The sequence below is a fragment of the Caldimonas brevitalea genome, assembly GCF_001017435.1.
In the GTDB taxonomy this organism is placed as follows: Bacteria; Pseudomonadota; Gammaproteobacteria; order Burkholderiales; family Burkholderiaceae_C; genus Caldimonas; species Caldimonas brevitalea.
Genome location: NZ_CP011371.1, coordinates 1079529 through 1103188, shown reverse-complemented (window position 1 = coordinate 1103188; position 23660 = coordinate 1079529). Strand labels below are relative to the sequence as shown.

Here is a 23660-nt window from a genome sequence, read left to right as displayed (position 1 = left end):
CGAATCAGGATCAGCAAGCGCAAGGGCAGGAAGCCACGGTCGCGTGCTTCAAGGCAGCACCAGCTTCTGGACCACGCCCAGCAACTGCTCGGGCCGGAACGGCTTGGTCATCCAGGCTTTCGCCCCCGCCAGCTGCCCTTCCCGCTTCTTGTCGTCGGCCGACTCGGTGGTCAACATCACGACGGGCGTGAACTTGTAGGCCGGCAGCTGTTTGACGGCCTTCACGAAGGTGATGCCGTCCATCTCGGGCATGTTGACGTCGCTGACGATCAGGTGCACACGCTGGCCGGTGAGCTTGGCCAGCGCGGTCTTGCCGTTGTCGCCCTCGATCACGTCGTAGCCCGCACCCTTCAATGCGATGCTCACGACTTGCCGAAGCGAAGCCGAGTCGTCAACGATCATGATGGTCTTTTTCGTCACGGTGGTTCCTACTTAGAAAAATGTCACTTCTTCGGCCGGCGTGGGCGCGGCGGCGGGTATGTTGCCGTGATGGCGCTCGCGTTCGTCGGCCATCGCGTAGCTGCTCTCGAGTGCGGTGAGCAGGGCTTGCGCATCGGGGGCGCGCAGCGCGCCCTGCGACACGGACGCGGCGTGCTGCGCCTCGAGTTCACTCGGCAGCTGCTCGATGCTCGTTTTCACATGGCTCAGGATCTGGCTCAGGCGGTCCTGGAACTGCAGCTGCACCAGTGCTTCCGACACCTCGGCCTTGATGCCCAGGCTCTCCTGCTTGATCTGCTCGCTCGACGTGACGAGCCCATCGGTGACACCGCGGAACTGCTCCAGCACCTCGCCGATCGTCCGACGCGACTGCAGCACCGTCTCACCCTCGCGCTGCGCGGCGTGCTCGGCGCTTTCGCGGGTCGCGACGATGGCCGCGCTGATGCTCTTGATCTTCTCGGCGATGTGGCTACCGGTCTGCCCCGATTGCGCCGACAGCTTGCGCACTTCCTGCGCCAGCACCGAGAAGCCACGGCCCGCCTCACCGGCATGTGCGGCCTCGATGGCGGCGTTGATCGCCAGCAGATTGGTCTGCTGAGCGATCTGCGCGACATCGGTCGCCATCCGTTGCAGCTCGTCGATGAAGCCGGCGAGCGCCTGCACCTCGGTGAGCAGTTCGGCCTTGCTGTTCATCGCCGATTGCAGCGACTGCAGGACATCCCCGAGCGCGGCTTCGCTGCGCGCGAACACGGTCATCACGGCGTCTCCGCGACCGGCCGTCGACGCAGCCGACACGTCGGACACCTGCACCGTTTGATCGAGCCGCTGCACGATGCCGGCAAAACGCTGTGCGAGGCTGCCGACCGCGGACTCCATCTGGGCCCGTGAGGTCTCGATGTGCGAGGCCCATACCGGCGACACGGCCGCAGCGAACTGCTCGTGCCCCAAGACGTAGGCGGCGAGCTCTTGCGCTTTCTGACGCTCGGCGCCCACCAGGTGCCGCGTCGCGGCGGCGCCGGCGACCGTAAGCCCCACCGACAGCGCGATGGCGACGAGTCCTCCGGCCGTCGAGACGAGCAGGGCGATGGCTGCCGTGGCGCCGATCAGCAAGGGGGCGAATGATGCGAACAGATCGCGGGTGGGTCGAATCACGGCGGCTTCTTCGGTAAGCAGGGTGGCATCTCGCAGCGGCAGATGCCAAACCGAGGCATGTCAGGGACATGGCCGCGGGCTGGCGGGCCATTGCCATTGCGGTTTCGACGGAACCCGCACCGAATTGATACTCCCCGATAGGGAATCGGCCGCGATCGTGATGGAGTTGTGGAGATGTAGAGCCAGCGGCTGGCGGTCAAACGCCAGGGGCGTGACGCCTGCGCTTGCAAGCCTGTGCCCGGGCTGGCCGGCTTGCTTTACTTGATGAGCGTGATGAGGATTGGCCCGTCAGGATTTCCCTTAAGGCCAACGGCGCATCTGTTTGTCATGCCTCAATGTGCAAGGACCACCATTGCACAGCGCCGTCGAGGTCGACGGGGGCCGGCCAGAGGCCCGGCAGGGCAGACAGACATGCCCCTGCCCTGCCGGTCATGTTCATGCCGTGCCCGCTTGCATTGCGCAAGGGCACGGGTTTGTTCGTGCGAGAGAAGAACAGGGCCGAGGTTTCGGTTGCGGCGCCGAGCGCGCCTGCTGCCGCTACAGCCAGCCGCCCGCGCGCAGCTCGGCTTCGCACTGCGCGGCATCGACGAACTGGATCGCCTGCCAGCCGAGCGCACGCGCCGCCTGCACATTGCCGGCATGGTCGTCGATGAACACACTGTCCTGCGGCACGACAGCGAATCGGCGTGCGGCCTCGGCAAAGATCTCGGGCTCGGGTTTGATCAGCTGCACGCGGGCCGAGAAGATGCCGCCGTCGAACCAGTCGAAGAAGGCATGGCTGCGTTCGAGGTGGTCGGCATAGGGCGCGGGCATGTTGGAGAGGTAGCACAGGCGGTGGCCACGCTCCTTGAGCCGCTGCATCAAGGCGACCGTCGGCGCCTGGGCTTCCAGGTGCAGCGGGATCGCGTCGACCACGGCACGCACATCGCGCGGCGGCAGGCCGGTGCGCACCGAGATGTGCTCGACCAGTTCGGTTTCGCTCACCGTGCCGCGGTCGAACCGGGCCCAGTCGCTGCCCAGATCGAACGACTGGAAGATCTGCGCGGCCAGTTGGCGCGCAGCACCCTCATCCGGCACCCGGTGCGGCAGGATCTGCTGCAGCAGCTCGAACGGCCGCCAGCGGAACACCACACCGCCGAAATCGAACACGACCGCGCGGGCGCCCTCTGCGGCTGGAGTCGTCGCTGCGCTCATGCCGTCACCCGCTTCAGCAGACCTGCAGTGGAGCCGTCCAGACCGTCGACGTTGCCCGAGCTCAGCCGGGGCAGCAGGTCATTGCACAAGGCCTTGCCCAACTCCACGCCCCACTGGTCGAAGCTGTTGATGCCCCACAAGGCACCGCTGGTGAAGACGCGATGCTCGTAGAGCGCGATCAGCGCGCCGAGACTGCCGGGGGTGAGTTGATCGAGCAGCAGCGTGGTGCTCGGGCGGTTACCGGGGAAGGTGCGGTGTTTCGCCAGAGTCTGCCGGTCCAGGTCGGCCGATGCCGTCGGTGCCTTCTCCTGCGCCGCCTGCTCGCTGCTCTTGCCGAGCATCAACGCCTGCGCCTGCGCAAGCCCGTTGGCGAGCAGCTTGGTGTGCAGGTCGGCATACGGATGGGTCGGTTGCTTGACCAGGATGAACTCGACCGGAATCACGTCGGTGCCCTGGTGCAGCATCTGGAAATAGGCATGCTGGCCGTTGGTGCCCGGCTCGCCCCAGACCACCGGCGACGTCGCGTAAGGCAGCGGCTCGCCGGCGAGGTCGACACACTTGCCGTTGCTTTCCATCTCCAGCTGCTGCAGATAGGCCGGCAGCCGTTTCAGCCCCTGGTGGTAGGGGGCGACGCTGCGGCTGGTGTAGCGGTGGAAATTGCGGTACCAGACGTCGAGCAGGCCGAGCAGTGCCGGCAGGTTCCGCTCGACCGGGGTGGTGGCGAAGTGGCGGTCCATCGCATGGGCGCCCGCCAGCAATTCGCGGAAATGTTCGGCGCCGATGGCCAGCGCGATCGGCAGCCCGATCGCCGACCACAACGAATAGCGGCCGCCCACCCAGTCCCAGAATCCGAAGGTGGTGTCGATGCCGAACTCGGCTGCCGCCTTGACGTTTGTGGTCGTGGCGACGAAGTGGCGCCGCGTGTCGGTGCCACCATGCTGCAAAAACCACGCCTTCGCGACTTGCGCGTTGGCCATGGTTTCCTGCGTCGTGAAGGTCTTCGACGCGATGATGAACAGCGTCTCGGCGGGCTTCAGCCGACGCAGCACCGGTGCGATGTCGTGGCCGTCGACATTGGAGACGAAATGGAAGGTGAGGCCCGGGTGCACGAAGGCGTCCAGCGCCGGCACCACCATCTGCGGGCCGAGGTCGGAGCCGCCGATGCCGATGTTGACGATGTGCTTGATGCCGCTGTTCGCCGTGTCGCGCACTTCCTCGACGAAGTTGAGCATGCGGGTCAGCACCTCGTGCACCTCGTCGCTGAACGGCCCTGTGCCCTTGGGCGCGCGCAGCGCGGTATGCAGCACCGCGCGACCTTCGGTGTGGTTGAACGGCTCGCCTGCGAGCAAGGCGTCGCGGCGCTGCTCCAGCCGGCATTCGCGCGCGAGCTCGCACAGCAGTTTCAGCGTGGCAAGGTCGAGGTGGTTTTTCGACAGGTCGGCGAACAGCCCGGGCGCTTCGAAACTCAGCGAGTCGAAGCGCCCCGGGTCGCGCGCGAACGCCTCACGCAGGTCGAAGTCGCGGCCGTGGGCCTGGTAGTGGCCTTGGAGCGCCGCCCAGGCGGTGGTCCGGTCGCAGCGGGGTGCAGTGTGCATCTCAGTGTCTTTCCGGTCGGAGAGGAGGCAGACGGCCGCCGCCTGAACCTCGGCCGAGGCGCGCGGCGACACGTCGGATGTGGGCCGGGTCAGCGGCCCGACCCGAGCGAAGCAGCGCTCAAAGCGCCTGGATCATCGCTTCGAGCTTGACCGCATCGGCCGCGAAGGCGCGGATGCCTTCGGCCAGTTTGTCGGTCGCCATCGCGTCTTCGTTGAGCGCATAGCGGAAGGCCGCCTCGTTGTAGCTGACGAATTTGATGGCCGCTTGTTTCGCCTGGGCGGGGTCGAGCCGCCGCTCGACCGGCGCGTCGCTGGCTTGCAGCTGCGCCAGCAGCTCGGGGCTGATGGTCAGCAGGTCGCAGCCGGCCAGCGCGATGATCTGGCCGACGTTACGGAAGCTCGCGCCCATCACTTCGGTCTCGATGCCGAAGTGCTTGTAGTAGTGGTAGATCTGGGCGACGGACTTGACGCCCGGATCGTTCGCGCCCCCGTTGGCCTGCTCGTCCCAGCTGCTGCCAGCCGACTTCTTGTACCAGTCGTAGATGCGGCCGACGAAGGGCGAGATGAGCTGGACGCCGGCCTCGCCGCAGGCCACCGCCTGGCAGAAGGCGAACAGCAGCGTCAGGTTGCAGCGGATGCCCTGGTGCTCGAGCGCGCGGGCCGCCTGGATGCCTTCCCAGGTCGCGGCGATCTTGATCAGGACCCGGTCGCGTCCGACCCCGGCCTCCTCGTAGAGACGCATGATGCGTTCGGCGCGGGCGATGGTCGCGGCGGTGTCGAAGCTCAGGCGGGCATCCACCTCGGTCGACACGCGCCCCGGCACCACCTTGAGGATCTCGAGCCCGAAACGCACCAGCATGCAGTCGACGATCTGGTCCATCGGCTCGCCGGCATGCTCGGCGGCGGTTTCCTTCAGCAGCGGCTGGTATTCCGGCTGTTGCACCGCCTTCAGGATCAACGAGGGGTTGGTCGTGGCGTCGCGCGGGGCGAACTGCGCAAGCTGCTTGAAGTTGCCGGTGTCGGCGACAACCGTGGTGTACTGCTTGAGGGCGTCGAGGGAACTCATGCTGTGTCCGGGATGGCTAGGCATATGACGAATTGTGGCGCCGCCGCCGGCCTCTCGCCGCGGCCCGTGCCGCGTCGGGGGCCACGGTCGACGCAAAGGTCGGGCGGCGAGCCGATTGTGCATAGTAACAAGGTTACCCCGTAACCTTTTCGTAACCCGACCCGAAAACCAAGCCGAAAATCAAGGCTGACGCCCGTGGCGCGGTTGACGATCGGTGGGATTCTCGGCATCATCGACTGAAACTTTATTACACGCTCGCCGCCTGTGCGCTGCGCTCTATTGCCGGCATCGGGCGCCCTCGGCTTTTTCCAGCGGTTACCGATTCACCATGTCCTTCGACCTCGTCTTCTTCGGCGGCACCGGCGATCTCACCTGGCGCAAACTGATGCCGGCGCTGTTCCAAGCCTTTCGTCACGGCAAGCTGCCCGAAGGAGGCCGGGTGCTGGCAGTCGCCCGCGACGACCAGTCCGACGAGCAGTACCGCGAGTGGCTCAAGGAGCGCTTCCAGGAGGTCGACACGCCGAAGCGGCCGAGTGACGAAGAGTTCTCTCGGTTTGCCGAGATGCTGTTCTACCGCCGCATGGACCTGTCGCAGCCCGAGCATTACCAGCGCCTGAAGGCCTGGGTCGACGAGCGCCAGGCCGACACAGTGGTGCTGTACCTCGCCACCAGCCCGCATTTGTTCCCGGTCATCTGCGAGCAACTGGGCCACGCCGGTCTCAACACGCCGCGCATCCGCGTGGTGCTCGAGAAGCCGCTGGGGCACGACCTGCAGAGCGCGCAGCAGATCAACCGGGTGGTGCGTTCGGTGTTCGACGAGAACCAGGCCTTCCGCATCGACCATTACCTCGGCAAGCCGTCGGTGCAGAACCTGATGGCGCTGCGCTTCGGCAACGTGCTGTTCGAGCCGCTGTGGCGCCGCGAGAACATCGCCAACATCCAGATCACGCTGGCCGAAAGCATCGGCGTGGGCACGCGAGGCGATTTCTACGACCGCACCGGCGCGTTGCGCGACATGGTGCAGAACCATGCGCTGCAGCTGCTGACGATGATCGCGATGGAGCCGCCCTCGAGTGCCGACGCCGACGCCATCCGCGATGAGAAACTCAAGGTGCTGCGCTCGCTGAAGCCCTTCACGCCCGAGAGCGTGCGGCGCGAGGTGGTGCGCGGCCAGTACCGCAGCGGCACGGTCGACGGCAAGGCCGCGGCCGCCTATCTCGAAGAAACCAAGGTGCCGCGCGGCAGCAGCACCGAAACCTTCGTCGCGCTGCGCACCGAGGTGCAGAACTGGCGTTGGGCCGGGGTGCCCTTCTACCTGCGCACCGGCAAGCGGCTGGCCGCCCGCGACGCCGAGATCGTCGTGAACTTCCGCCCCACGCCGCACAACATCTTTCCGGCCGGCTCGGCACTGTCGAACAAGCTGGTGATCAAGCTGCAGCCCGAGGACGGGCTCGAGCTGCACCTGCTGGCGGCCAAGGGCACCGGCCAGCAAGAGGCGCTGTCGCCGGTGTTCCTCGATCTCGACTTCGACAAGGCGTTCCCGAGCGAGCGGGTCGGTGCCTACGAGCGCTTGTTGCTCGACGCGATTGCCGGGCGTTTGAACCTGTTCGTCCGTTCCGACGAACAGGAGCAGGCCTGGCGCTGGGTCGAGCCGATCCTGGAGACCTGGCAGCGTGACGGTGGCGACGGGCTGCGCACCTACCCGGCCGGCACCTGGGGCCCGCCGGCGGCGAGCGCCTTGGTCGCGCGCGACGGCTACACCTGGTCGGAAGAGCAATGATGACGACCACCTGCCACCACAGCAGCAGCCGCCCCGGCACCGGGCGCTGAGGAGAGATCATGCTGGACCGCATCAAGGCGTCGATACCCGCACTGCCACCGGCCGAGCAACGTGTCGCCAAGCTCGTGTTGGCCGACCCGCGCAGCTTCGCCAGTCTGCCGGTGGCCGAACTGGCCGAGCGGGCCCACGTCAGCAAGCCCACGGTGGTGCGCTTTTGCCGCAGCGTCGGCTACGACGGCCTGGCCGACTTCAAGCTCAAGCTGGCCGGCAGCGTCAACGAAGGAGTGCCGTTCGTGCACCGTTCGGTCGACCTCGACGACAAGCCGTCGGACATCATCGTCAAGGTGATCGACAACACCGTCTCGGCGCTGCTCAAGTTCCGCAACGATGCGGCCGACCACACCTTCGACCGTGCGATGACCGCGCTCGCCGAGGCCGGCAAGAACGGCCGCCGCATCGAGTTCTACGGTGTGGGCAATTCGGGCATCGTGGCGCAGGATGCGCAGCACAAGTTTTTCCGTCTCGGCGTCAACGCGGTGGCCTACAGCGACGGCCACGTGCAGGTGATGAGCGCCACCATGCTGCAGCCGGGCGACTGCCTGGTCATCATCTCGAATTCGGGCCGCAGCCGCGACTTGCTCGACGCAGCCGAGATCGCGCGCAAGAAAGGCGCGACGACCATCGTGATCACGGCCAGCGGCTCGCCGCTGACCCAGCATGCGCAAATCCTGCTGGCGGCCGACCACCCGGAAGACTACGACCGCTACAGCCCGATGGTGTCGCGGCTGCTGCACCTGATGATCATCGACATCCTGACCACCGGTGTGGCACTGCGCCTGGGCGAGCACCTGCGGCCGATGCTGCAGGAGATCAAGCGCAACCTGCGGGCCAAGCGCTACGCACACTCCGAGTAGCGCCGGCTTGCGGCCGCTGCGGAAAAACAAAAGGGCTCGCAAGAGCCCTTTGTCTTGTGCGCCGCGGGGACGTGCTCTCGGCGCGGGGCGGCCGCCGTGTCAGGCCACGACGGGAACCTCCGGCGCCGCAGCCAATGGCAGCAACTCGTCGATGCCGTAGAGGCCAGCCAGGTTGGCCAGCTGTGTCGGCAGCTGGCGCACTTCGAAACGTTTCCCCCACGCCGAGGCCAGCCGCTGGCATTCGAGCAACACCGCGAGCGCGGCCGAGTCGAAGTGCTGCAGGCCGGACGCATCGACCAACAGCGTGTCGCCCGTTTGCGCCCGCAAGCCCTGCTGCAACATGCGCAAGGTGTCGTTGGCCTCGCGGGCCGTCAGGGTCGCCGGCAGCAGCAGCATCGCGACTACACCTCGTCAGCTGCGGCCGCCGGCCGCCTTGTTGCGCTCGGTCAGCTTGGTGATCAAGCCGTCGATGCCGCCTGCGCTGATCTCTTGCGCGAAGCTGTTGCGGTAGTTCTCGACCAGCCACACGCCAAGCACGTTGACGTCGTAGATCTTCCAGCCGCCGGCGGTCTTTTCGAGGCGGTAGTCCATCTGGACCGGCTCGCCGCGGCCGCGCACTTCGGTGCGCACGATCACTTCGGCCGCATCGGCGGCGGCGCGCATGGGCTTCATGTGCACACGCTGGTCCTTCACCTGGGCCAGGGCGCCGGCATAGGTGCGCACCAGCAACTGCTTGAATTCTTCCTGCAGGCGCTGCTTTTGCTCGGCCGTGGCCTGGCGCCAGTAGCGGCCGACGGCGGAGGCCGTCATGCGCTCGAAGTTCACGTGCGGCATGATCTTGCTGTCGACCAGCGCGATGACACGTTGCACGTCACCCGCCTGGATGGCCTTGTCCTCGCGCGCCGCGTCCATCACTTCGTTGGAGATGGTGCTGACCAGGCCGTCCGGCGTGCTGGTGCCGCCGGCACCAGCGGCCGTCTGGGCCAACACCGCCGGTGCGGACAACGCGAGCCAGAGACCGGCACAGGCGGCGACAAAACTTCTGCGGATCATTGCTTTCCTTTCTTGCCGGGCCACCCCGGTCTGCACTTGCCACCGCAGTCTGACCCTGGCAGCGGCAATTGGTTCGCTCCGGCGCTGTTTCGGAATGCGCAGGCGCGGTGTCGAGTTGAAACTGTAGCTGCGTCAGCGCTCCGGCGCCGACGCAGGCACCTGCGGGCTGGCCGGCACCGGTGTCTTGGCATCGGCAGCAGCCGCGCCGGCATCGCTCGCCTCGGCAGGCGTGTCGGCGTCCTCTTCGGCCTCTTCGGCCTCGGGTGGGTCGCCGTCATACACCAGGCTCTGACGCCGCTGCAGATAGGCGTCGCGCAGGAACAGATAGCGATCGAGCGCCGCGTCCTCGAGCATGCTGGTGGCGCCGAGCAGGTTGGCGCGCGTGTTCACGATGCGCAAGCCGGCCAGGCTGTAGGCGGTGGTGGCGTCGTTGCGAAACACATAGCCGGCCGCCTGCATGTCGACCGGCAGCGCGGCGGTGTCGCGCAAGGTGGACGGCCCGAGCAGCGGCAGCACCAGATACGGCCCGGCGCCGATACCCCAGCGCCCGAGGGTCTGGCCGAAGTCTTCGTCCTGCGCTTCGATGCCGGCTTCGGTGGCGATGTCGAGCAGGCCGCCGAGGCCGAAGAAGGTGTTGACGCCGAAGCGCATCGTGTTCATCAGGCCGGTCTCGAGCTTCAATTGCAAGAAGCCGTTCACCGCCGACCAGGCGTCGCCCAGGTTGGAGAAGAAGTTGGTGACGCCCGTGCGCACCGGCTGCGGCAGCGTGTCCCGGTACACGGTGGCCACCGGCTTCAGGACCGCCTTGTCGACGGCTTCGTTGAACGCGTAGACCTTGCGGTTCAGCGGCTCGAGCGGGTCCTTCGGATTTTGCGCGCAGCCTGCCAGCGTGGCCGCGAGCACCACGGTGCACAGCCAGGGCAGCGCACGGGATGGCCGTTGTTCGCGGCGCCTCATGGCTTCGCGCCTCCTGCGGCCGGTGCCGCCGGGGGCTCTGCCGCCTTGTTGTAGAGGAACTGGCCGATCAGGTTCTCGAGCACGACGGCCGACTGGGTTTGCGAGATGACGTCGCCCGGTGCCAGGTTGGTCGTTTCGGCACCCGGCTCCAGGCCCAGGTACTGCTCGCCGAGCAGCCCGGAGGTCAGGATCTTGGCCGAGCTGTCCTTGGGGAAGGCATAGCGGCTCTCGAGCGCGAGGCGCACGCGCGCCTGGTAGGTCTTGTCGTCGAAGGTGATCGATTCGACGCGGCCCACCACCACACCGGCGCTGCGTACCGGCGCGCGCGGCTTGAGGCCGCCGATGTTGTCGAAACGTGCGTCGACCTGGTAGGTCTCCTCGAACGACACGCTGAGCAGGTTGGCCGACTGCAAGGCCAGAAACAGAATAGCCGCCGCGCCGAACAGCACGAACAAGCCGACCCACAAATCATGACGAGACTTCTGCATCGCCCACTCCTCGGCCAGCGCCTACGGCGCCCGCCTTGTCTTCATTCATTGGTTAAATCGAGAACATCAGCGCCGTCAACACGAAGTCGAGCGCGAGCACGGTCAGCGACGCCATCACCACCGTGCGGGTGGTCGCGCGCGACACCCCCTCGGGCGTCGGCTTGCTCTCGTAGCCCTGCAGCAGCGCGATGAACGTCACCGCGACGCCGAACACCACACTCTTGATGATGCCGTTGCCGACATCCCGCCAGACGTTGACGCCGCTCTGCATCTGCGACCAGAACTCGCCCGGGTCGACGCCGATCATCAGCACGCCAACGACCCAGCCGCCGATGATGCCGACAGCGCTGAACACCGCGGCGAGCAAGGGCATCGCGATCAGCCCGGCCCAGAAGCGCGGCGCCAGCACTCGCTGCAACGGGTCCACCGCCATCATTTCCATGGCCGCCAGCTGCTCGCCCGCCTTCATCAGGCCGATCTCGGCGGTCAGCGAGGTGCCGGCGCGGCCGGCAAACAGCAAGGCCGCCACCACCGGCCCCAGCTCGCGCACCAGCGACAGCGCCACCAGCAGGCCGAGCGCCTGCTCGGCGCCATAGCGCTGCAAGGTGTAATAGCCCTGCAAGCCCAGCACGAAGCCGACGAACAGGCCCGAGACGGTGATGATGGCCAGCGAGTAGTTGCCGAGGAAATGCAGCTGGTCGACGATCAGCCGGCCGCGGGCGAAGGCCTTGCCGAACGACATCACAAGCCGCATCAGCAAACGGGCCGAATAGCCGACGTCGGCCAGCTTGCCGCGCACGGCGGCGCCCACACGCTCGGGATGCAGAAAACCCAGCATCAGCGGCCCATCCGGAAGTCGTCCAGCACGCTCTTGGCCGGGTAATGGAAGCGCACCGGCCCATCGGCCTGTGCATCGACGAACTGGCGCACCAGCGGGTCGGACGAGGCGCGCATTTCACTCGGCGTGCCTTGGGCCGCGATGCGACCGTTGGCGAGGAACACGACGTGGTCGGCAATCAGGAACGTCTCGTCGACATCGTGAGACACGACGATGCTCGTGACCCCCAGCGCGCTGTTGAGGTCGCGGATCAGCCGCGCCGCCACCCCCATCGAGATGGGATCGAGCCCCGCAAAGGGCTCGTCGTACATGATCAGGTCGGGGTCGAGCGCAATCGCGCGCGCCAGGGCGACCCGGCGTGCCATGCCGCCGGAGATTTCACTGGGCATCAGGTCGCGCGCCCCGCGCAGGCCGACAGCGTTGAGCTTCATCAACACCAAGTCACGGATCATCGTGGCGCTCAGATCGGTGTGCTCGCGCAGCGGAAAGGCGACGTTGTCGAACACCGACAAATCGGTGAACAAGGCGCCGAACTGGAACAGCATGCCCATGCGGCGACGTGCCGCGTAGAGCTGCTCCCGGTCCATCGGGCCGATGTCCTCGCCGTCGAACAGCACCTGGCCCGACTGCGGCGTCACCTGCCGGCCGATCAGCCGCAGCACGGTCGTCTTGCCGCCGCCCGAGGTGCCCATCAAGGCCACCACCTTGCCGCGCGGCACTGTCAGGCTGACCTCGTCGAGCACCCGGCGGTCGCCATAACCAAAGCTGACGCCCCGCAGCTCGACGAGCGGCGTGGCAGGCGTTTGAAGGGCAAATGGAGGCGACATCAGCAGGCTGGGGCAAAAAAAGAGCCGGCGTCTTGAACCACCGGCTTTGCGATGATAGGGGAAAACACCGCTACCAACCCGGACAAACCCCCCGTTGGGACGGCCCGGTGCGGTAGCAATTGTTGTACCTACCCCACGGTCGGAGCGGCAAAAACAAGAAAAGCCGCCCGATAGCGGCTTTTCGGAACTCGCTCCGGGCGTTCAGCGCGGCAGGTCGCTGGCGCCCATCAGGTACTCGTCGATCGAGCGTGCAGCCTGGCGGCCTTCGCGGATCGCCCACACCACGAGCGACTGGCCACGCCGCACGTCGCCGGCGGCAAACACCTTGGGCACGCTGGTCTGGTAGCCGCCGAGGAAGTCGGTGCTTGCACGCGCATTGCCCCGCGCGTCCTGGTCGACACCGAAGCCTTCGAGCACGGACGCCACCGGGCTGACGAAGCCCATCGCGAGCAACACCAGGTCGGCCTTGAGCACCTGCTCGGAGCCCGGCACCTCGACCATCTTGCCGTCTTTCCACTCGACGCGGGCCGTCTTGATGCCGGTGACCTTGCCGTTCTCGCCCAGGAACTCCTTGGTGGCGATCGCGAATTCGCGCTCGCAGCCTTCTTCATGGCTGGACGAGGTGCGCAGCTTGTACGGCCAGTACGGCCAGGTCAGCGTCTTGTTCTCTTCTTCGGGCGGCATCGGCATCAGCTCGAACTGCGTGACGCTCTTGGCCCCGTGGCGATTGGACGTGCCCACACAGTCGGAGCCGGTGTCGCCGCCACCGATCACGATGACGTGCTTGCCCTCGGCGCGGATCTGGTCCTTGACCTTGTCGCCGGCGTTGACCTTGTTCTGCTGGGGCAGGAACTCCATCGCGAAATGGATGCCTTGCAGGTCACGGCCGGGGGCCGGCAGGTCGCGGGGCTGCTCGGCACCGCCGGCCAGCAACACCGCGTCGAACTCGCTCGTCAGCTGTTCCGGGGTGATGCTCTCCTTGGCCCAGTTGGTGACCTTGGAGCCTTCCGGCAGCCGGCCCACCATCACGCCGGTGCGGAACTGCACACCTTCGGCTTCCATCTGCTTGACGCGACGGTCGATGTGCAGCTTCTCCATCTTGAAGTCGGGAATGCCGTAGCGCAGCAGGCCGCCGACCCGGTCGTTCTTCTCGAACACCGTCACGTCGTGGCCGGCGCGGGCCAGCTGCTGGGCGGCGGCCATGCCGGCGGGGCCCGAGCCGACCACCGCGACCTTCTTGCCGGTCTTGAACTTGGGCGGCTGCGGCGCCACCCAGCCCTCGGACCAGGCGCGGTCGATGATGGCGCGCTCGATCGACTTGATGCCCACCGCTTCGTCATTGAAGTTCAGCGTGCAGGCGGCCTCGCACGGCGCCGGGCAGATGCGCCCAGTGAACTCGGGGAAGTTGTTGGTCGAGTGCAGCACTTCGATGGCGATGCGCCATTCGTTGCGGTACACCAGGTCGTTGAAGTCCGGGATGATGTTGTTGACCGGACAGCCGCTGTTGCAGAACGGAATGCCGCAGTCCATGCAGCGCGCGCCCTGCACCCGGGCGTCTTCTTCCTTCAGCCCGATGACGAACTCTTTGTAGTGCTTCAGTCGTGCGGTCGGCGGCTCATAGGCCTCTTCGACACGCTCGTACTCCATGAAGCCAGTGACTTTTCCCATTTTCTTGAACTCCTAGCTCGTCACCTGATCAGGCCTTGGCCTTGGTCTTGGCAGCGGCCTTGTCCGACCCCTTGGCCTTCGCGATCGTCACGTCGGCTTCCTTGCGGGCATTGATCTCGCCCAGTGCGCGCTTGTACTCGTGCGGGAACACCTTGACGAAACGCCCACGCGCTTCGCTCCAGCGGTCGAGGATCTCGCGTGCCCGCAGCGAGCCGGTCCAGCGGTGGTGGTCTTCGACCAGCTTGCGCAGCAGCGTCTCGTCGGTCTGCCCCTGGTGCCAGATGGCGGGGTCGACGCCGGCTTCCTGCTCCTTGGCGGGCACGACCTTGTCGAGCGCCACCATCGCGGTGTTGCAGCGCTCGGCGAAGCGGCCGTCTTCGTCATAGACGTAGGCGATGCCACCCGACATGCCGGCCGCGAAGTTGCGGCCGGTCTTGCCCAGCACCACCGCCGTGCCGCCGGTCATGTACTCGCAGCCATGGTCACCGGTGCCTTCGACCACTGCCGTGGCGCCCGACAGACGCACCGCGAAACGCTCACCCGCAACGCCGCGGAAGAACGCCTCACCACTGGTCGCGCCATACAGCACCGTGTTGCCGACGATGATGTTGTGGGTCGCCTCGCCGCGGAAGTCGATGCTCGGGCGCACCACCACACGGCCGCCCGACAAGCCCTTGCCGGTGTAGTCGTTGGCGTCGCCGATCAGGTACAGCGTGATGCCCTTGGCCAGGAAGGCGCCGAAGCTCTGCCCGCCGGTGCCCTCCATCTGGATGCGCAGCGTGTCGTCGGGCAGGCCTTCGGGGTGCCGCTTGATCAGCTCGCCCGACAGCATCGCGCCGACGGTGCGGTTGACGTTGCGCGCGGTCTCGATGAACTGCACCTTCTCGCCCTTTTCGAGCGCGGCACGCGACTTCTCGATCAGCTTGACGTCGAGCGCACGCTCTAGACCGTGGTCCTGGTTCTCGACATGCAGGCGCGGCACCTCGGCCGGCACCGGCGGCAGGTGGAACACGCGGCTGAAGTCCAGGCCCTTGGCCTTCCAGTGCTCGATGCCCTTCTTGGTGTCGAGCAGGTCGGCACGGCCGATCAGGTCGTCGAACTTGCGGATGCCCAGCTGCGCCATGATCTGGCGCGCTTCCTCGGCGATGAAGAAGAAGAAGTTGACGACGTGCTCGGGCTTGCCCTGGAATTTCTTGCGCAGCACCGGGTCTTGCGTGGCCACGCCCACCGGGCAGGTGTTCAGGTGGCACTTGCGCATCATGATGCAGCCCTCGACGACCAGCGGGGCGGTCGCAAAGCCGAACTCGTCGGCGCCCAGCAGCGCACCGATGACGACGTCGCGGCCGGTCTTCATCTGGCCATCGGCCTGCACCCGCACCCGCGAGCGCAAGCGGTTCAGCAGCAGCGTCTGCTGGGTCTCGGCCAGGCCCAGTTCCCAGGGCGTGCCGGCATGCTTGATCGACGACCAGGGCGAGGCGCCGGTGCCGCCGTCATGGCCGGCGATCACGATGTGGTCAGCCTTGGCCTTGGCGACGCCGGTGGCGATGGTGCCCACGCCCACTTCCGAGACCAGCTTGACCGACACGCCGGCGCGCGGGTTGACGTTCTTCAGGTCGTGGATCAGCTGAGCCAGGTCCTCGATCGAATAGATGTCGTGGTGCGGGGGCGGCGAGATCAGGCCGACACCCGGCACCGAGTAGCGCAGGAAGCCGATGTAGTCGGATACCTTGCCGCCGGGCAGCTGGCCGCCTTCGCCGGGCTTGGCACCCTGCGCCATCTTGATCTGGATCTGGTCGGCCGACACCAGGTATTCGGTGGTGACACCGAAGCGGCCCGACGCCACCTGCTTGATCTTGGAGCGCAGCGAGTCGCCCTCTTTCAGCTCGTAGTCGGCCTCGATGACCTTGTCGCCGACCACGTCCGACACCTTGGTGCCCGCGGTGATGGGGATGCCCTTCAGCTCGTTGCGATAACGCGCCGGGTCTTCGCCGCCTTCGCCGGTGTTGGACTTGCCGCCGATGCGGTTCATCGCGATCGCCAGCGTCGAGTGCGCCTCGGTCGAGATCGAGCCGAGCGACATCGCGCCGGTGGCGAAGCGCTTGACGATTTCGGCCGCCGGTTCGACCTCTTCGACCGGAATGGCACGGGCCGGGTCGACCTTGAACTCGAACAACCCGCGCAGCGTCATGTGGCGGCGCGACTGGTCGTTGATGATCTGCGCGTATTCCTTGTAGGTCTCGAACTTGTTGGCGCGTGCGCTGTGCTGCAGCTTGGCGATCGCGTCGGGCGTCCACATGTGCTCTTCGCCGCGCATACGCCAGGCGTATTCGCCGCCGGCGTCGAGCATGGTCTGCAGCACCGGGTCGTCGCCGAAGGCGGCGCGGTGCATGCGGATGGCTTCTTCGGCGACCTCGAACACCCCCACGCCGCCGACCTGCGAGGCCGTGCCGCGGAAGTATTTGTCGATCAGCTGGCGGTCCAGGCCGATGGCCTCGAAGATCTGGGCGCCGCAATACGACATGTAGGTCGAGATGCCCATCTTGGACATGATCTTCGACAAACCCTTGCCGATCGCCTTGACGTAGTTGTAGATCGCCTTCTCGGCGCTCAACTCGCCCGGCAGCTCGCGGTGCATCGCGGCCAGCGTTTCCATCGCCAGGTACGGGTGCACCGCCTCGGCGCCATAGCCCGCCAGCACGCCGAAGTGATGCACTTCGCGCGCGGAGCCGGTCTCGACCACCAGGCCGGCGGTCGTGCGCAGGCCTTCACGCACCAGGTGCTGGTGGATCGCCGACAGCGCCAGCAGCGCCGGGATCGCGACGTTGGCGCGGTCCATCAGCCGGTCGGTGATGATCAGGATGTTGTGGCCGCTCTTGATCGCGTCCACCGCCTCGGCGCACAGCGATGCGAGCTTGGCCTCCACCCCTTCGTGGCCCCAGGCCAGCGGATAGGTGATGTTCAGCTCATAGCTCTTGAACTTGCCGCCGGTGTGCTTCTCGATCTCGCGCAAACGCGCCATGTCGTCGAAGTCCAGGATGGGCTGCGACACCTCGAGGCGCATCGGCGGGTTGACCGCGTTGATGTCCAGCAGGTTGGGCTTGGGGCCGATGAAGGACACCAGCGACATCACGATCGCTTCGCGGATCGGGTCGATCGGCGGGTTGGTGACCTGGGCGAACAGCTGCTTGAAGTAGTTGTACAGCGGCTTGTCCTTGGACGACAGCACCGCCAGCGGCGAGTCGTTGCCCATCGAGCCGATGCCTTCCTCGCCGGCCTGGGCCATCGGGCTCATCAGGAACTTGAGGTCTTCCTGGGTGTAGCCGAAGGCCTGCTGGCGGTCGAGCAGCGACTCGGTGAAGCTCTGCGGGCCACCGGTGAGCTCGATCGTGTCGAGGCGGATGCGGACGTTCTCGATCCACTGGCGGTAGGGCTTCGCCGACGCGAACAGATTCTTCAGCTCTTCGTCGTCGACGATGCGGCCCTGCTCGAAGTCGATCAGGAACATCTTGCCCGGCTGCAGACGCCATTTCTTGACGATCTTGTTCTCGGGGATCGGCAGCACGCCCGACTCCGACGCCATCACAACCAGGTCGTCGTCGGTGACGATGTAGCGCGCCGGGCGCAGGCCGTTGCGGTCCAGCGTGGCGCCGATCTGGCGGCCGTCGGTGAACACCATCGCCGCCGGGCCGTCCCACGGCTCCAGCATCGCGGCATGGTATTCATAGAAGGCACGGCGGCGGCCGTCCATCGTGCTGTGCTGCTCCCAGGCCTCGGGGATCATCATCATCGCGGCCTGCGCGAGCGGGTAGCCCGACATGGTCAGCAACTCGAGCGCGTTGTCGAAGGTGGCGGTGTCGGACTGGCCTTCGAAGCTGATCGGGTAGAGCTTCTGCAGGTCGTCACCCAGCACCGGCGACTTCATCACGCCTTCGCGCGCGCGCATCCAGTTGAAGTTGCCCTTGACCGTGTTGATCTCGCCGTTGTGCGCGACCATGCGGTACGGGTGGGCCAGGGGCCACTCGGGGAAGGTGTTGGTCGAGAAGCGCTGGTGCACCAGCGCGAGCGCGGACACGACACGCGGGTCTTGCAGGTCCTTGAAGTACTTGCCGACCTGGTCGGCCAACAGCAGGCCCTTGTAGATGATCGTGCGGCAGCTCATGCTGGGCACGTAGTACTCACGGCTGTGCGTGAGCTTGAGGCGCTGGATGGCGCTGGAGGCCGTCTTGCGGATCACGTAGAGCTTACGCTCGAGCGCGTCGGGGACGATGATGTCGGGGCCGCGGCCGATGAAGATCTGGCGGATCACCGGCTCTTTTTCGCGCACGGTGGGCGACATCGGCATCTCGCGGTCCACCGGCACGTCGCGCCAGCCCAGCAGCACCTGGCCTTCGGCCTTCACCGCACGCTCCAGCTCCTGCTCGCAGGCCAGGCGCGACGCATGTTCCTTGGGCAGGAAGATCATGCCCACGCCGTACTCGCCCGGGGGCGGCAGCTCGATGCCCTGCGCGGCCATTTCGGCGCGGAAGTACTCGTCGGGGATCTGCAACAGGATGCCGGCGCCGTCGCCCATCAGCTTGTCGGCGCCGACCGCGCCGCGATGGTCGAGGTTCTCGAGGATCTTCAGGCCCTGCTCGACGATGCTGTGCGCCTTCTGGCCCTTGATATGCGCCACAAAACCGACACCGCAGGCGTCTTTCTCGTTGGCGGGGTCGTACAGGCCCTGCTCGGCCAGCGACTGGATTTCTTCAGGGGACGCAACCCCCAGGGCGGCCTTTTCCATGGCGCACTCCGTCTCATCGTTAGGGATGGCCGCAGGATAACGGAGGCTGTTTACAAGTCAAGACATATTAAAAGGGGTCAGACACCAATTAAGCGCTGCACTAAGGGAGTGCGGGAATTAATTGGGGACAGGTTTGTCGACCTTCTTCGGCCTCCCACGCGGACGGGGCTGCAGCGGCCGTGGTACTTGCGCGGCGAGCTGGGCCGTGAAGCCCGCCGATCCCAGCACCCAGCCTTTCCAGCTTGCGTCGGTGATCTTCCGGATCATCGAAGCGCCCAGGCCCGTTTCGAGCAGGGCCTGGTAACGGGCTTCCCGGTCGAACGGGGTGTTGCCGAGCGACCAGTACAGACGATGAGACGTCAAAAAGGGCTCGGAGCGTCGCCCCACGTGATGGGCGCGACTCGACCAGCGCCACTCCGCCGGCTCGGCCGGGGGCTGGGCGCGAGCTGGCGCGGTGTCGATGAAGACCATGGCGGGGAGCAGATAGGTTTCGGCCTCCAGCACCGTGGCGCGGAACCGCCCCTCCCACAAGGTGCCGGACCGCCCACGGCTGCGGTTGTGCCAGCCGACGTAGCGGCGTCCGAGGGCTTGCATCATCCGGCTCAGCGCCTGCGGATCGGCGGGGGTGCCAAGGATCTGCACCCCGGTCGGCAGCAAGACGTAGGCGTGGATCGCGACGCCATAGGTGAGCGCCGACTCTCTTAGGGCATCAAGGTACGCTTGATAGTCCGCGTCGGTGTCGAACACGGTCAGCCCGTGATGCGCCTGTTGGACGATGTGGTGCGGCAGTCCGGCGACGGACAATCGGGGGAGGCGGGCCACGGCAGGGGGCGCAGAATTGATCTGGCCCCATTTTAGGCGGCCCGCCGCTCAGCTCAGAACAGTCGCTGGCCGGTCAGGCGCTCGTGCTCGCGGATGGCGTAGCGGTCCGTCATGCCGGCGATGTAATCGGCGACCGCGCGGTGCAGGTCGGCCGCTCGCGCGTAGGCCTCGGGCATTTCCTCGGGCGCGGCTACGTAGGCGGCGAACAGGTCGCGCACCACCTGCTTGCCGCGGTTGGTGGTGTCGACGACCTGCGGATGGCGGTAGAGGTTGACACGCAGGAACCACTTCAACACCTGGCCTTCGCCGGCCATGCTGGCGCTGAACAGCACCAGCGGCTGCAGCTGGCGTGCGGCATCGGCGCTCTCGGGCTGATGCGCCTGCAAGGCAGCGCGGGTGGTGCCGATGACGTCGTAGACCTGCTCCGAGAGCATGCGGCGGATGGCCTCGAACAGCAGCCGCCGGCCGGTCAGGCCCGGGTGGTCGCGGCAGGCCTCGCGGCGGTAGCGGTCGAACAGCTCCACTTCCTCGAGCTGTTCGACGCTGAGCAGCCCGGAGCGCACGCCGTCGTCGATGTCATGCGCGTTGTAGGCGATCTCGTCGGCGAGGTTGCACAGCTGGGCCTCGAGGCTGGGCTGGGTGCGCTCGAGAAAGCGCTGCCCGACCTCGCCCAGACCGGCCGCGTTTTCACGCGAGCAGTGCTTGAGGATGCCCTCTCGTGTCTCGAACGTCAGGTTGAGGCCGTCGAAATCCGGGTACCGTTCTTCCAGCGCGTCGACCACCCGCAGGCTTTGCAGGTTGTGCTCGAAGCCACCGTGCTGGCGCATGCAGTCGTGCAGCGCGTCCTGGCCGGCGTGGCCGAAGGGCGTGTGCCCGAGGTCGTGGGCCAGCGCGATGGCTTCGACCAGATCCTCGTGCAAGCCGAGCGTGCGGGCGATGGAGCGGCCCAGTTGGGCGACCTCCAGTGTGTGGGTCAACCGGGTGCGGAACAGGTCGCCCTCGTGGTTCAAGAACACCTGGGTCTTGTAGACCAGGCGTCGGAAGGCGGTGCTGTGGACGATGCGGTCGCGATCGCGCTGGAAATCGTTGCGGGTGGGTGCGGCGGTTTCCGGATGGCGCCGGCCGCGGGTCTGCTCGGGCCGGCTGGCGTAAGGCGCAAGCATCGCGGCCGGCCGTCAGCGGGCGGTGTGGGCCTCGATCACCTCGGCCACCACGTCATCCGGTGCGGCCCGCATGCCGGCGCGGCCCAGGGCTTCGATGACGACAAAGCGGATCTCGCCGGCCTCGGACTTTTTGTCCACCCGCATCAGGTCGAGGTATTGGGCGGCCGACAGCTGACGGGGCCCTGCCACCGGCAGGCCCGCCGCGTCGACGATGCGCGACAACCGCTCGACAAACGCGGGAGGCACCAGCCCGAGACGGGCCGACAGGGCCGCCGCCATCACCATGCCGCAACCGACCGCCTCGCCGTGCAGCCACTCGCCATAGCCGAGCCCGGCCTCGATGGCGTGGCCGAAGGTGTGGCCGAAGTTGAGGATGGCGCGCAGCCCGCTCTCGCGCTCGTCCTGCCCGACCACCCAGGCCTTGATCTCGCACGAGCGGCGCACCGCGTGGGTGAGTGCGGCCTTGTCGCGGGCGCGCAGGGCCGGCAGGTTGGCTTCGATCCAGTCGAGGAACTCGGGGTCGGCGATCGGACCGTACTTGATCACCTCGGCGAGGCCGGCAGACAGCTCCCGCTCTGGCAGCGTGTCGAGCGTGTCGAGGTCGGCCACCACCAGCAGTGGCTGGTAGAAGGCGCCGATCATGTTCTTGCCGCGTGGGTGGTTGATGGCGGTCTTGCCGCCGACCGAGGAATCGACTTGCGCGAGCAGCGTGGTCGGCACCTGCACGAAGGGCACACCGCGCATGTAGCAGGCGGCCGCGAAACCGGTCATGTCGCCGATCACACCGCCGCCGAGCGCGAACAGCACGGTCTTGCGGTCGCAGCCTTCTTCGAGCAGGCGGTCGAAGATGAGGTTGAGGGTGTCCCAGTCTTTGTGCACTTCACCGTCGGGCAGCGCCACCGTGAGCACACGGGCATAGCGGGCGGACAGGGCTTGCACCAGGCGTTCGGCGTAGAGCGGCGCGACGGTCTGGTTGGTCACGATGACCCCCCAGCGGCCGGACGGCAGGTCACGGTAGGTGGCTGCGTCGCCGAGCAGGCCGGCGCCGATCTGGATCGGGTAGCTGCGGTCGCCCAGCTCGATGGGGACCGTTGCGAGAGGCGTGTGCATGGGCAGGAGTGTAAGGGCTTCCCCTTGCCCTGCCGACTGACAGGCGGGCGCGGTCAGCGCGGGTCGTGGGGCTTCACGGCGGAAGGGACGACGTCGGGATGCAGCACGCCGGCCAGCTCGAGCTGCATCAGGATCATGTTGACCAGCGTGGCGACCGACGGGCGCCCGGTCTCGACCGTGAAGTGCGCTGCCTCGCGATAGAGCGGGTCGCGCGCGGCGTACAGCTCCTGCAGTTTCGCCAGCGGATTGGCGACCTGCAGCAAGGGGCGTTGGGTGTCGTGGCGGAGCCGGCGGAACAGCTCGTCGGGGGTGGACATCAGGTAGACCACCGTGCAGCGCTCGTGCAGCAGGCGGCGGTTGGGCTCGCGCACGACGGCTCCACCACCGGTAGACAGCACGGCACCCGGCATTTGGCTGCTTTCGTCGAGCACAGCCGCCTCGATGTCCCGGAAGGCGGCCTCGCCATGCCGGTCGAAAAAAGAGCGGATCGGCTCGCCGATCCGCTCTTCGATGACAGCATCCGTATCGATGAAGCGGGCGCCGAGGCGCCTCGCTAGCTGCCGTCCGACCGTGGATTTGCCGCTGCCCGGCATGCCGACCAACGCGACGGGGGGTGTCAGGTCAGCTGGAGACCGCAGTGGCGGGATCATGACATCGAGTGACGGACGTCAGGTGCTCGCCGTCAGGGCTTGGTCACCTGAACGGTCGTTTCGTAGTCGTTGAACTTCGCAACTGCCGTCACCTCTGCTCCGCTCGTGCAGGTCGCTCCGCTGAAAGTGACCAGGTGATATGTCGGCTCCAAGACAACCTGTGGCACCTTTGACGGGGACACGCTGACCGTGCAACCGCTGGACGCATCCCTGAGCTCCACGGTCGTGCCGCTGGGAGCCGCCACTGCGCCGTCTCCGGTTCCGCTGAACACTCGCACATAAGTACCGGGGGCCAAACCGGGGGGCAAAGTCGTCGGAACATCGATCCCGAGAACGCGAGGATCGGACAGCGGCAGGTAGGTCCACGTCCGGATCAGCGTCTTACCCCACACGCCGTCGCAAGTCCCCGGGACAGAGAGCGGGGTCGACAGGAAGTTCAGATAGTCGTCATGCCCTTCTGGCACCACACATGCTTTCGTACCGATGCCTACCGAGCCTCCCACAATCGTGTCGGATACATTCAACTCGTCCAAAATCGGCTCGTACTCCAACGTCAGGTTGTCGTCCCGGAACAAACGCCCGCCGTCCCAAAACGGCTCGCCGTTGTCGTACTTCCCGTTTGAGTTGGCGTCGACGTACGCTTCTTCACCTTGCAGCCACGCTAGGATCGTGACCCTGTTGTCTGCGGGACGCCGGTTCTGGGTCGCAAATTTGACGGTGCAGGACGAGATTTCGGACTCACCTTCGGAGACGCCGGACAACGTGCACGACTTCTGAATCTGACCGCCCTCGGTGGAGAACTGCACCACGGTCCCCGCCGGCACAGGGTTTCCGGCCGTGTCGGTGACGCGAATAGTCACGTCCGTTTCGTCACCGTCTACCGACCAGTTGAGCGCGTATTTTTCAACCGAGATCGAGATGGACTTCTGGCTCGGCGCGCCATTGCTGACGTCAGAGATAGGGCCGCCGCCGTCGCCGCCGCCGGTGTCGCCACCGGTATTTCCACCCGTATTGCCGCCGGTATTGCCGCCCGTGTTACCGCTGCCCTCGCTGTCGAACACACTGGTGCCCGAACTACCACCGCCGCCGCCGCAGGCAGCCAGCGCACAGGTCACCGCTGCAATCGCTGTCAATTTCCAAAGATTCATTTACCCACCCTCAACAC

General features: G+C 66.6%; 20 protein-coding genes. 2 read left to right on the top strand and 18 right to left on the bottom strand.

The features are described from left to right. Positions 1-48 precede the first annotated feature (48 nt). The 5 genes from AAW51_RS04875 to tal form a co-directional block, all read right to left on the bottom strand. The gene (locus AAW51_RS04875) at positions 49-402 is read right to left on the bottom strand and encodes a response regulator (protein ID WP_047197431.1); all 354 of its coding nucleotides are present in this window, start codon (positions 400-402) and stop codon (positions 49-51) included. Between the two features lie 30 nt (positions 403-432). Further along, positions 433-1590: a methyl-accepting chemotaxis protein gene (locus AAW51_RS04870; protein ID WP_053013350.1), complete on the bottom strand. Its 1158-nt coding sequence runs from the start codon at positions 1588-1590 to the stop codon at positions 433-435. Positions 1591-2127: 537 nt separating this feature from the next. Further along, positions 2128-2784: an HAD family hydrolase gene (locus tag AAW51_RS04865; protein WP_047193695.1), complete on the bottom strand. Its 657-nt coding sequence runs from the start codon at positions 2782-2784 to the stop codon at positions 2128-2130. Continuing rightward, a complete protein-coding gene (gene pgi, locus AAW51_RS04860; RefSeq protein WP_047193694.1) occupies positions 2781-4379 on the bottom strand; it encodes a glucose-6-phosphate isomerase in 1599 nt (532 codons plus the stop codon). The genes AAW51_RS04865 and pgi overlap by 4 nt, the downstream gene beginning before the upstream one ends. A 118-nt stretch (positions 4380-4497) precedes the next feature. Next, positions 4498-5445 carry a transaldolase gene (tal, locus tag AAW51_RS04855; protein ID WP_047193693.1) on the bottom strand — a complete coding sequence of 316 codons (948 nt, stop codon included), beginning with the start codon at positions 5443-5445 and terminating at the stop codon, positions 4498-4500. Positions 5446-5773: 328 nt separating this feature from the next. Here tal and zwf point away from each other — a divergent pair, with 328 nt between their 5' ends. Both zwf and AAW51_RS04845 read left to right on the top strand, forming a co-directional pair. Beyond that, positions 5774-7225, top strand: coding sequence for a glucose-6-phosphate dehydrogenase (gene zwf / locus AAW51_RS04850; RefSeq protein ID WP_047193692.1), 1452 nt, complete (start codon positions 5774-5776; stop codon positions 7223-7225). Positions 7226-7284: 59 nt separating this feature from the next. Further along, entirely contained in the window at positions 7285-8139 is an 855-nt protein-coding gene (locus AAW51_RS04845; protein WP_047193691.1) for a MurR/RpiR family transcriptional regulator, read from the top strand. Positions 8140-8238: 99 nt separating this feature from the next. Here the strand turns inward: AAW51_RS04845 and AAW51_RS04840 are convergent, their stop codons facing one another. The 13 genes from AAW51_RS04840 to AAW51_RS04780 form a co-directional block, all read right to left on the bottom strand. Next, the gene (locus tag AAW51_RS04840) at positions 8239-8535 is read right to left on the bottom strand and encodes an STAS domain-containing protein (protein WP_047193690.1); all 297 of its coding nucleotides are present in this window, start codon (positions 8533-8535) and stop codon (positions 8239-8241) included. Between the two features lie 15 nt (positions 8536-8550). Then, complete coding sequence (locus AAW51_RS04835) at positions 8551-9192, bottom strand: MlaC/ttg2D family ABC transporter substrate-binding protein (RefSeq protein ID WP_047193689.1); 642 nt, start codon at positions 9190-9192, stop codon at positions 8551-8553. Positions 9193-9324: 132 nt separating this feature from the next. After that, positions 9325-10149 carry an MlaA family lipoprotein gene (locus AAW51_RS04830; protein ID WP_053013349.1) on the bottom strand — a complete coding sequence of 275 codons (825 nt, stop codon included), beginning with the start codon at positions 10147-10149 and terminating at the stop codon, positions 9325-9327. After that, positions 10146-10637: an outer membrane lipid asymmetry maintenance protein MlaD gene (gene mlaD, locus AAW51_RS04825; protein ID WP_047193688.1), complete on the bottom strand. Its 492-nt coding sequence runs from the start codon at positions 10635-10637 to the stop codon at positions 10146-10148. The genes AAW51_RS04830 and mlaD overlap by 4 nt, the downstream gene beginning before the upstream one ends. A gap of 52 nt (positions 10638-10689) precedes the next feature. Next, a complete protein-coding gene (gene mlaE, locus AAW51_RS04820) occupies positions 10690-11475 on the bottom strand; it encodes a lipid asymmetry maintenance ABC transporter permease subunit MlaE (RefSeq protein ID WP_047193687.1) in 786 nt (261 codons plus the stop codon). Continuing rightward, positions 11475-12302, bottom strand: coding sequence for an ABC transporter ATP-binding protein (locus tag AAW51_RS04815; RefSeq protein WP_047193686.1), 828 nt, complete (start codon positions 12300-12302; stop codon positions 11475-11477). Before AAW51_RS04815 ends, mlaE begins: the two co-directional genes overlap by 1 nt. A 201-nt stretch (positions 12303-12503) precedes the next feature. Next, positions 12504-13970, bottom strand: a complete 1467-nt coding sequence (locus AAW51_RS04810) for a glutamate synthase subunit beta (protein WP_047193685.1) — start codon at positions 13968-13970, stop codon at positions 12504-12506. A 28-nt stretch (positions 13971-13998) separates the two neighbouring features. Then, on the bottom strand, positions 13999-18750 hold the full coding sequence (locus AAW51_RS04805) for a glutamate synthase-related protein (RefSeq protein WP_047193684.1): 4752 nt from the start codon (positions 18748-18750) through the stop codon (positions 13999-14001). 117 nt (positions 18751-18867) lie between these two features. Continuing rightward, positions 18868-19497, bottom strand: coding sequence for a transposase (locus AAW51_RS04800; RefSeq protein WP_238947763.1), 630 nt, complete (start codon positions 19495-19497; stop codon positions 18868-18870). 128 nt (positions 19498-19625) lie between these two features. Then, positions 19626-20735, bottom strand: a complete 1110-nt coding sequence (locus AAW51_RS04795; RefSeq protein WP_047193682.1) for a deoxyguanosinetriphosphate triphosphohydrolase — start codon at positions 20733-20735, stop codon at positions 19626-19628. A gap of 12 nt (positions 20736-20747) precedes the next feature. Next, the gene (gene aroB, locus AAW51_RS04790; protein ID WP_047193681.1) at positions 20748-21845 is read right to left on the bottom strand and encodes a 3-dehydroquinate synthase; all 1098 of its coding nucleotides are present in this window, start codon (positions 21843-21845) and stop codon (positions 20748-20750) included. Between the two features lie 53 nt (positions 21846-21898). Beyond that, a complete protein-coding gene (locus tag AAW51_RS04785; RefSeq protein ID WP_047197428.1) occupies positions 21899-22438 on the bottom strand; it encodes a shikimate kinase in 540 nt (179 codons plus the stop codon). 89 nt (positions 22439-22527) lie between these two features. Beyond that, entirely contained in the window at positions 22528-23643 is a 1116-nt protein-coding gene (locus tag AAW51_RS04780) for a hypothetical protein (RefSeq protein WP_157359619.1), read from the bottom strand. Positions 23644-23660: the final 17 nt, after the last annotated feature.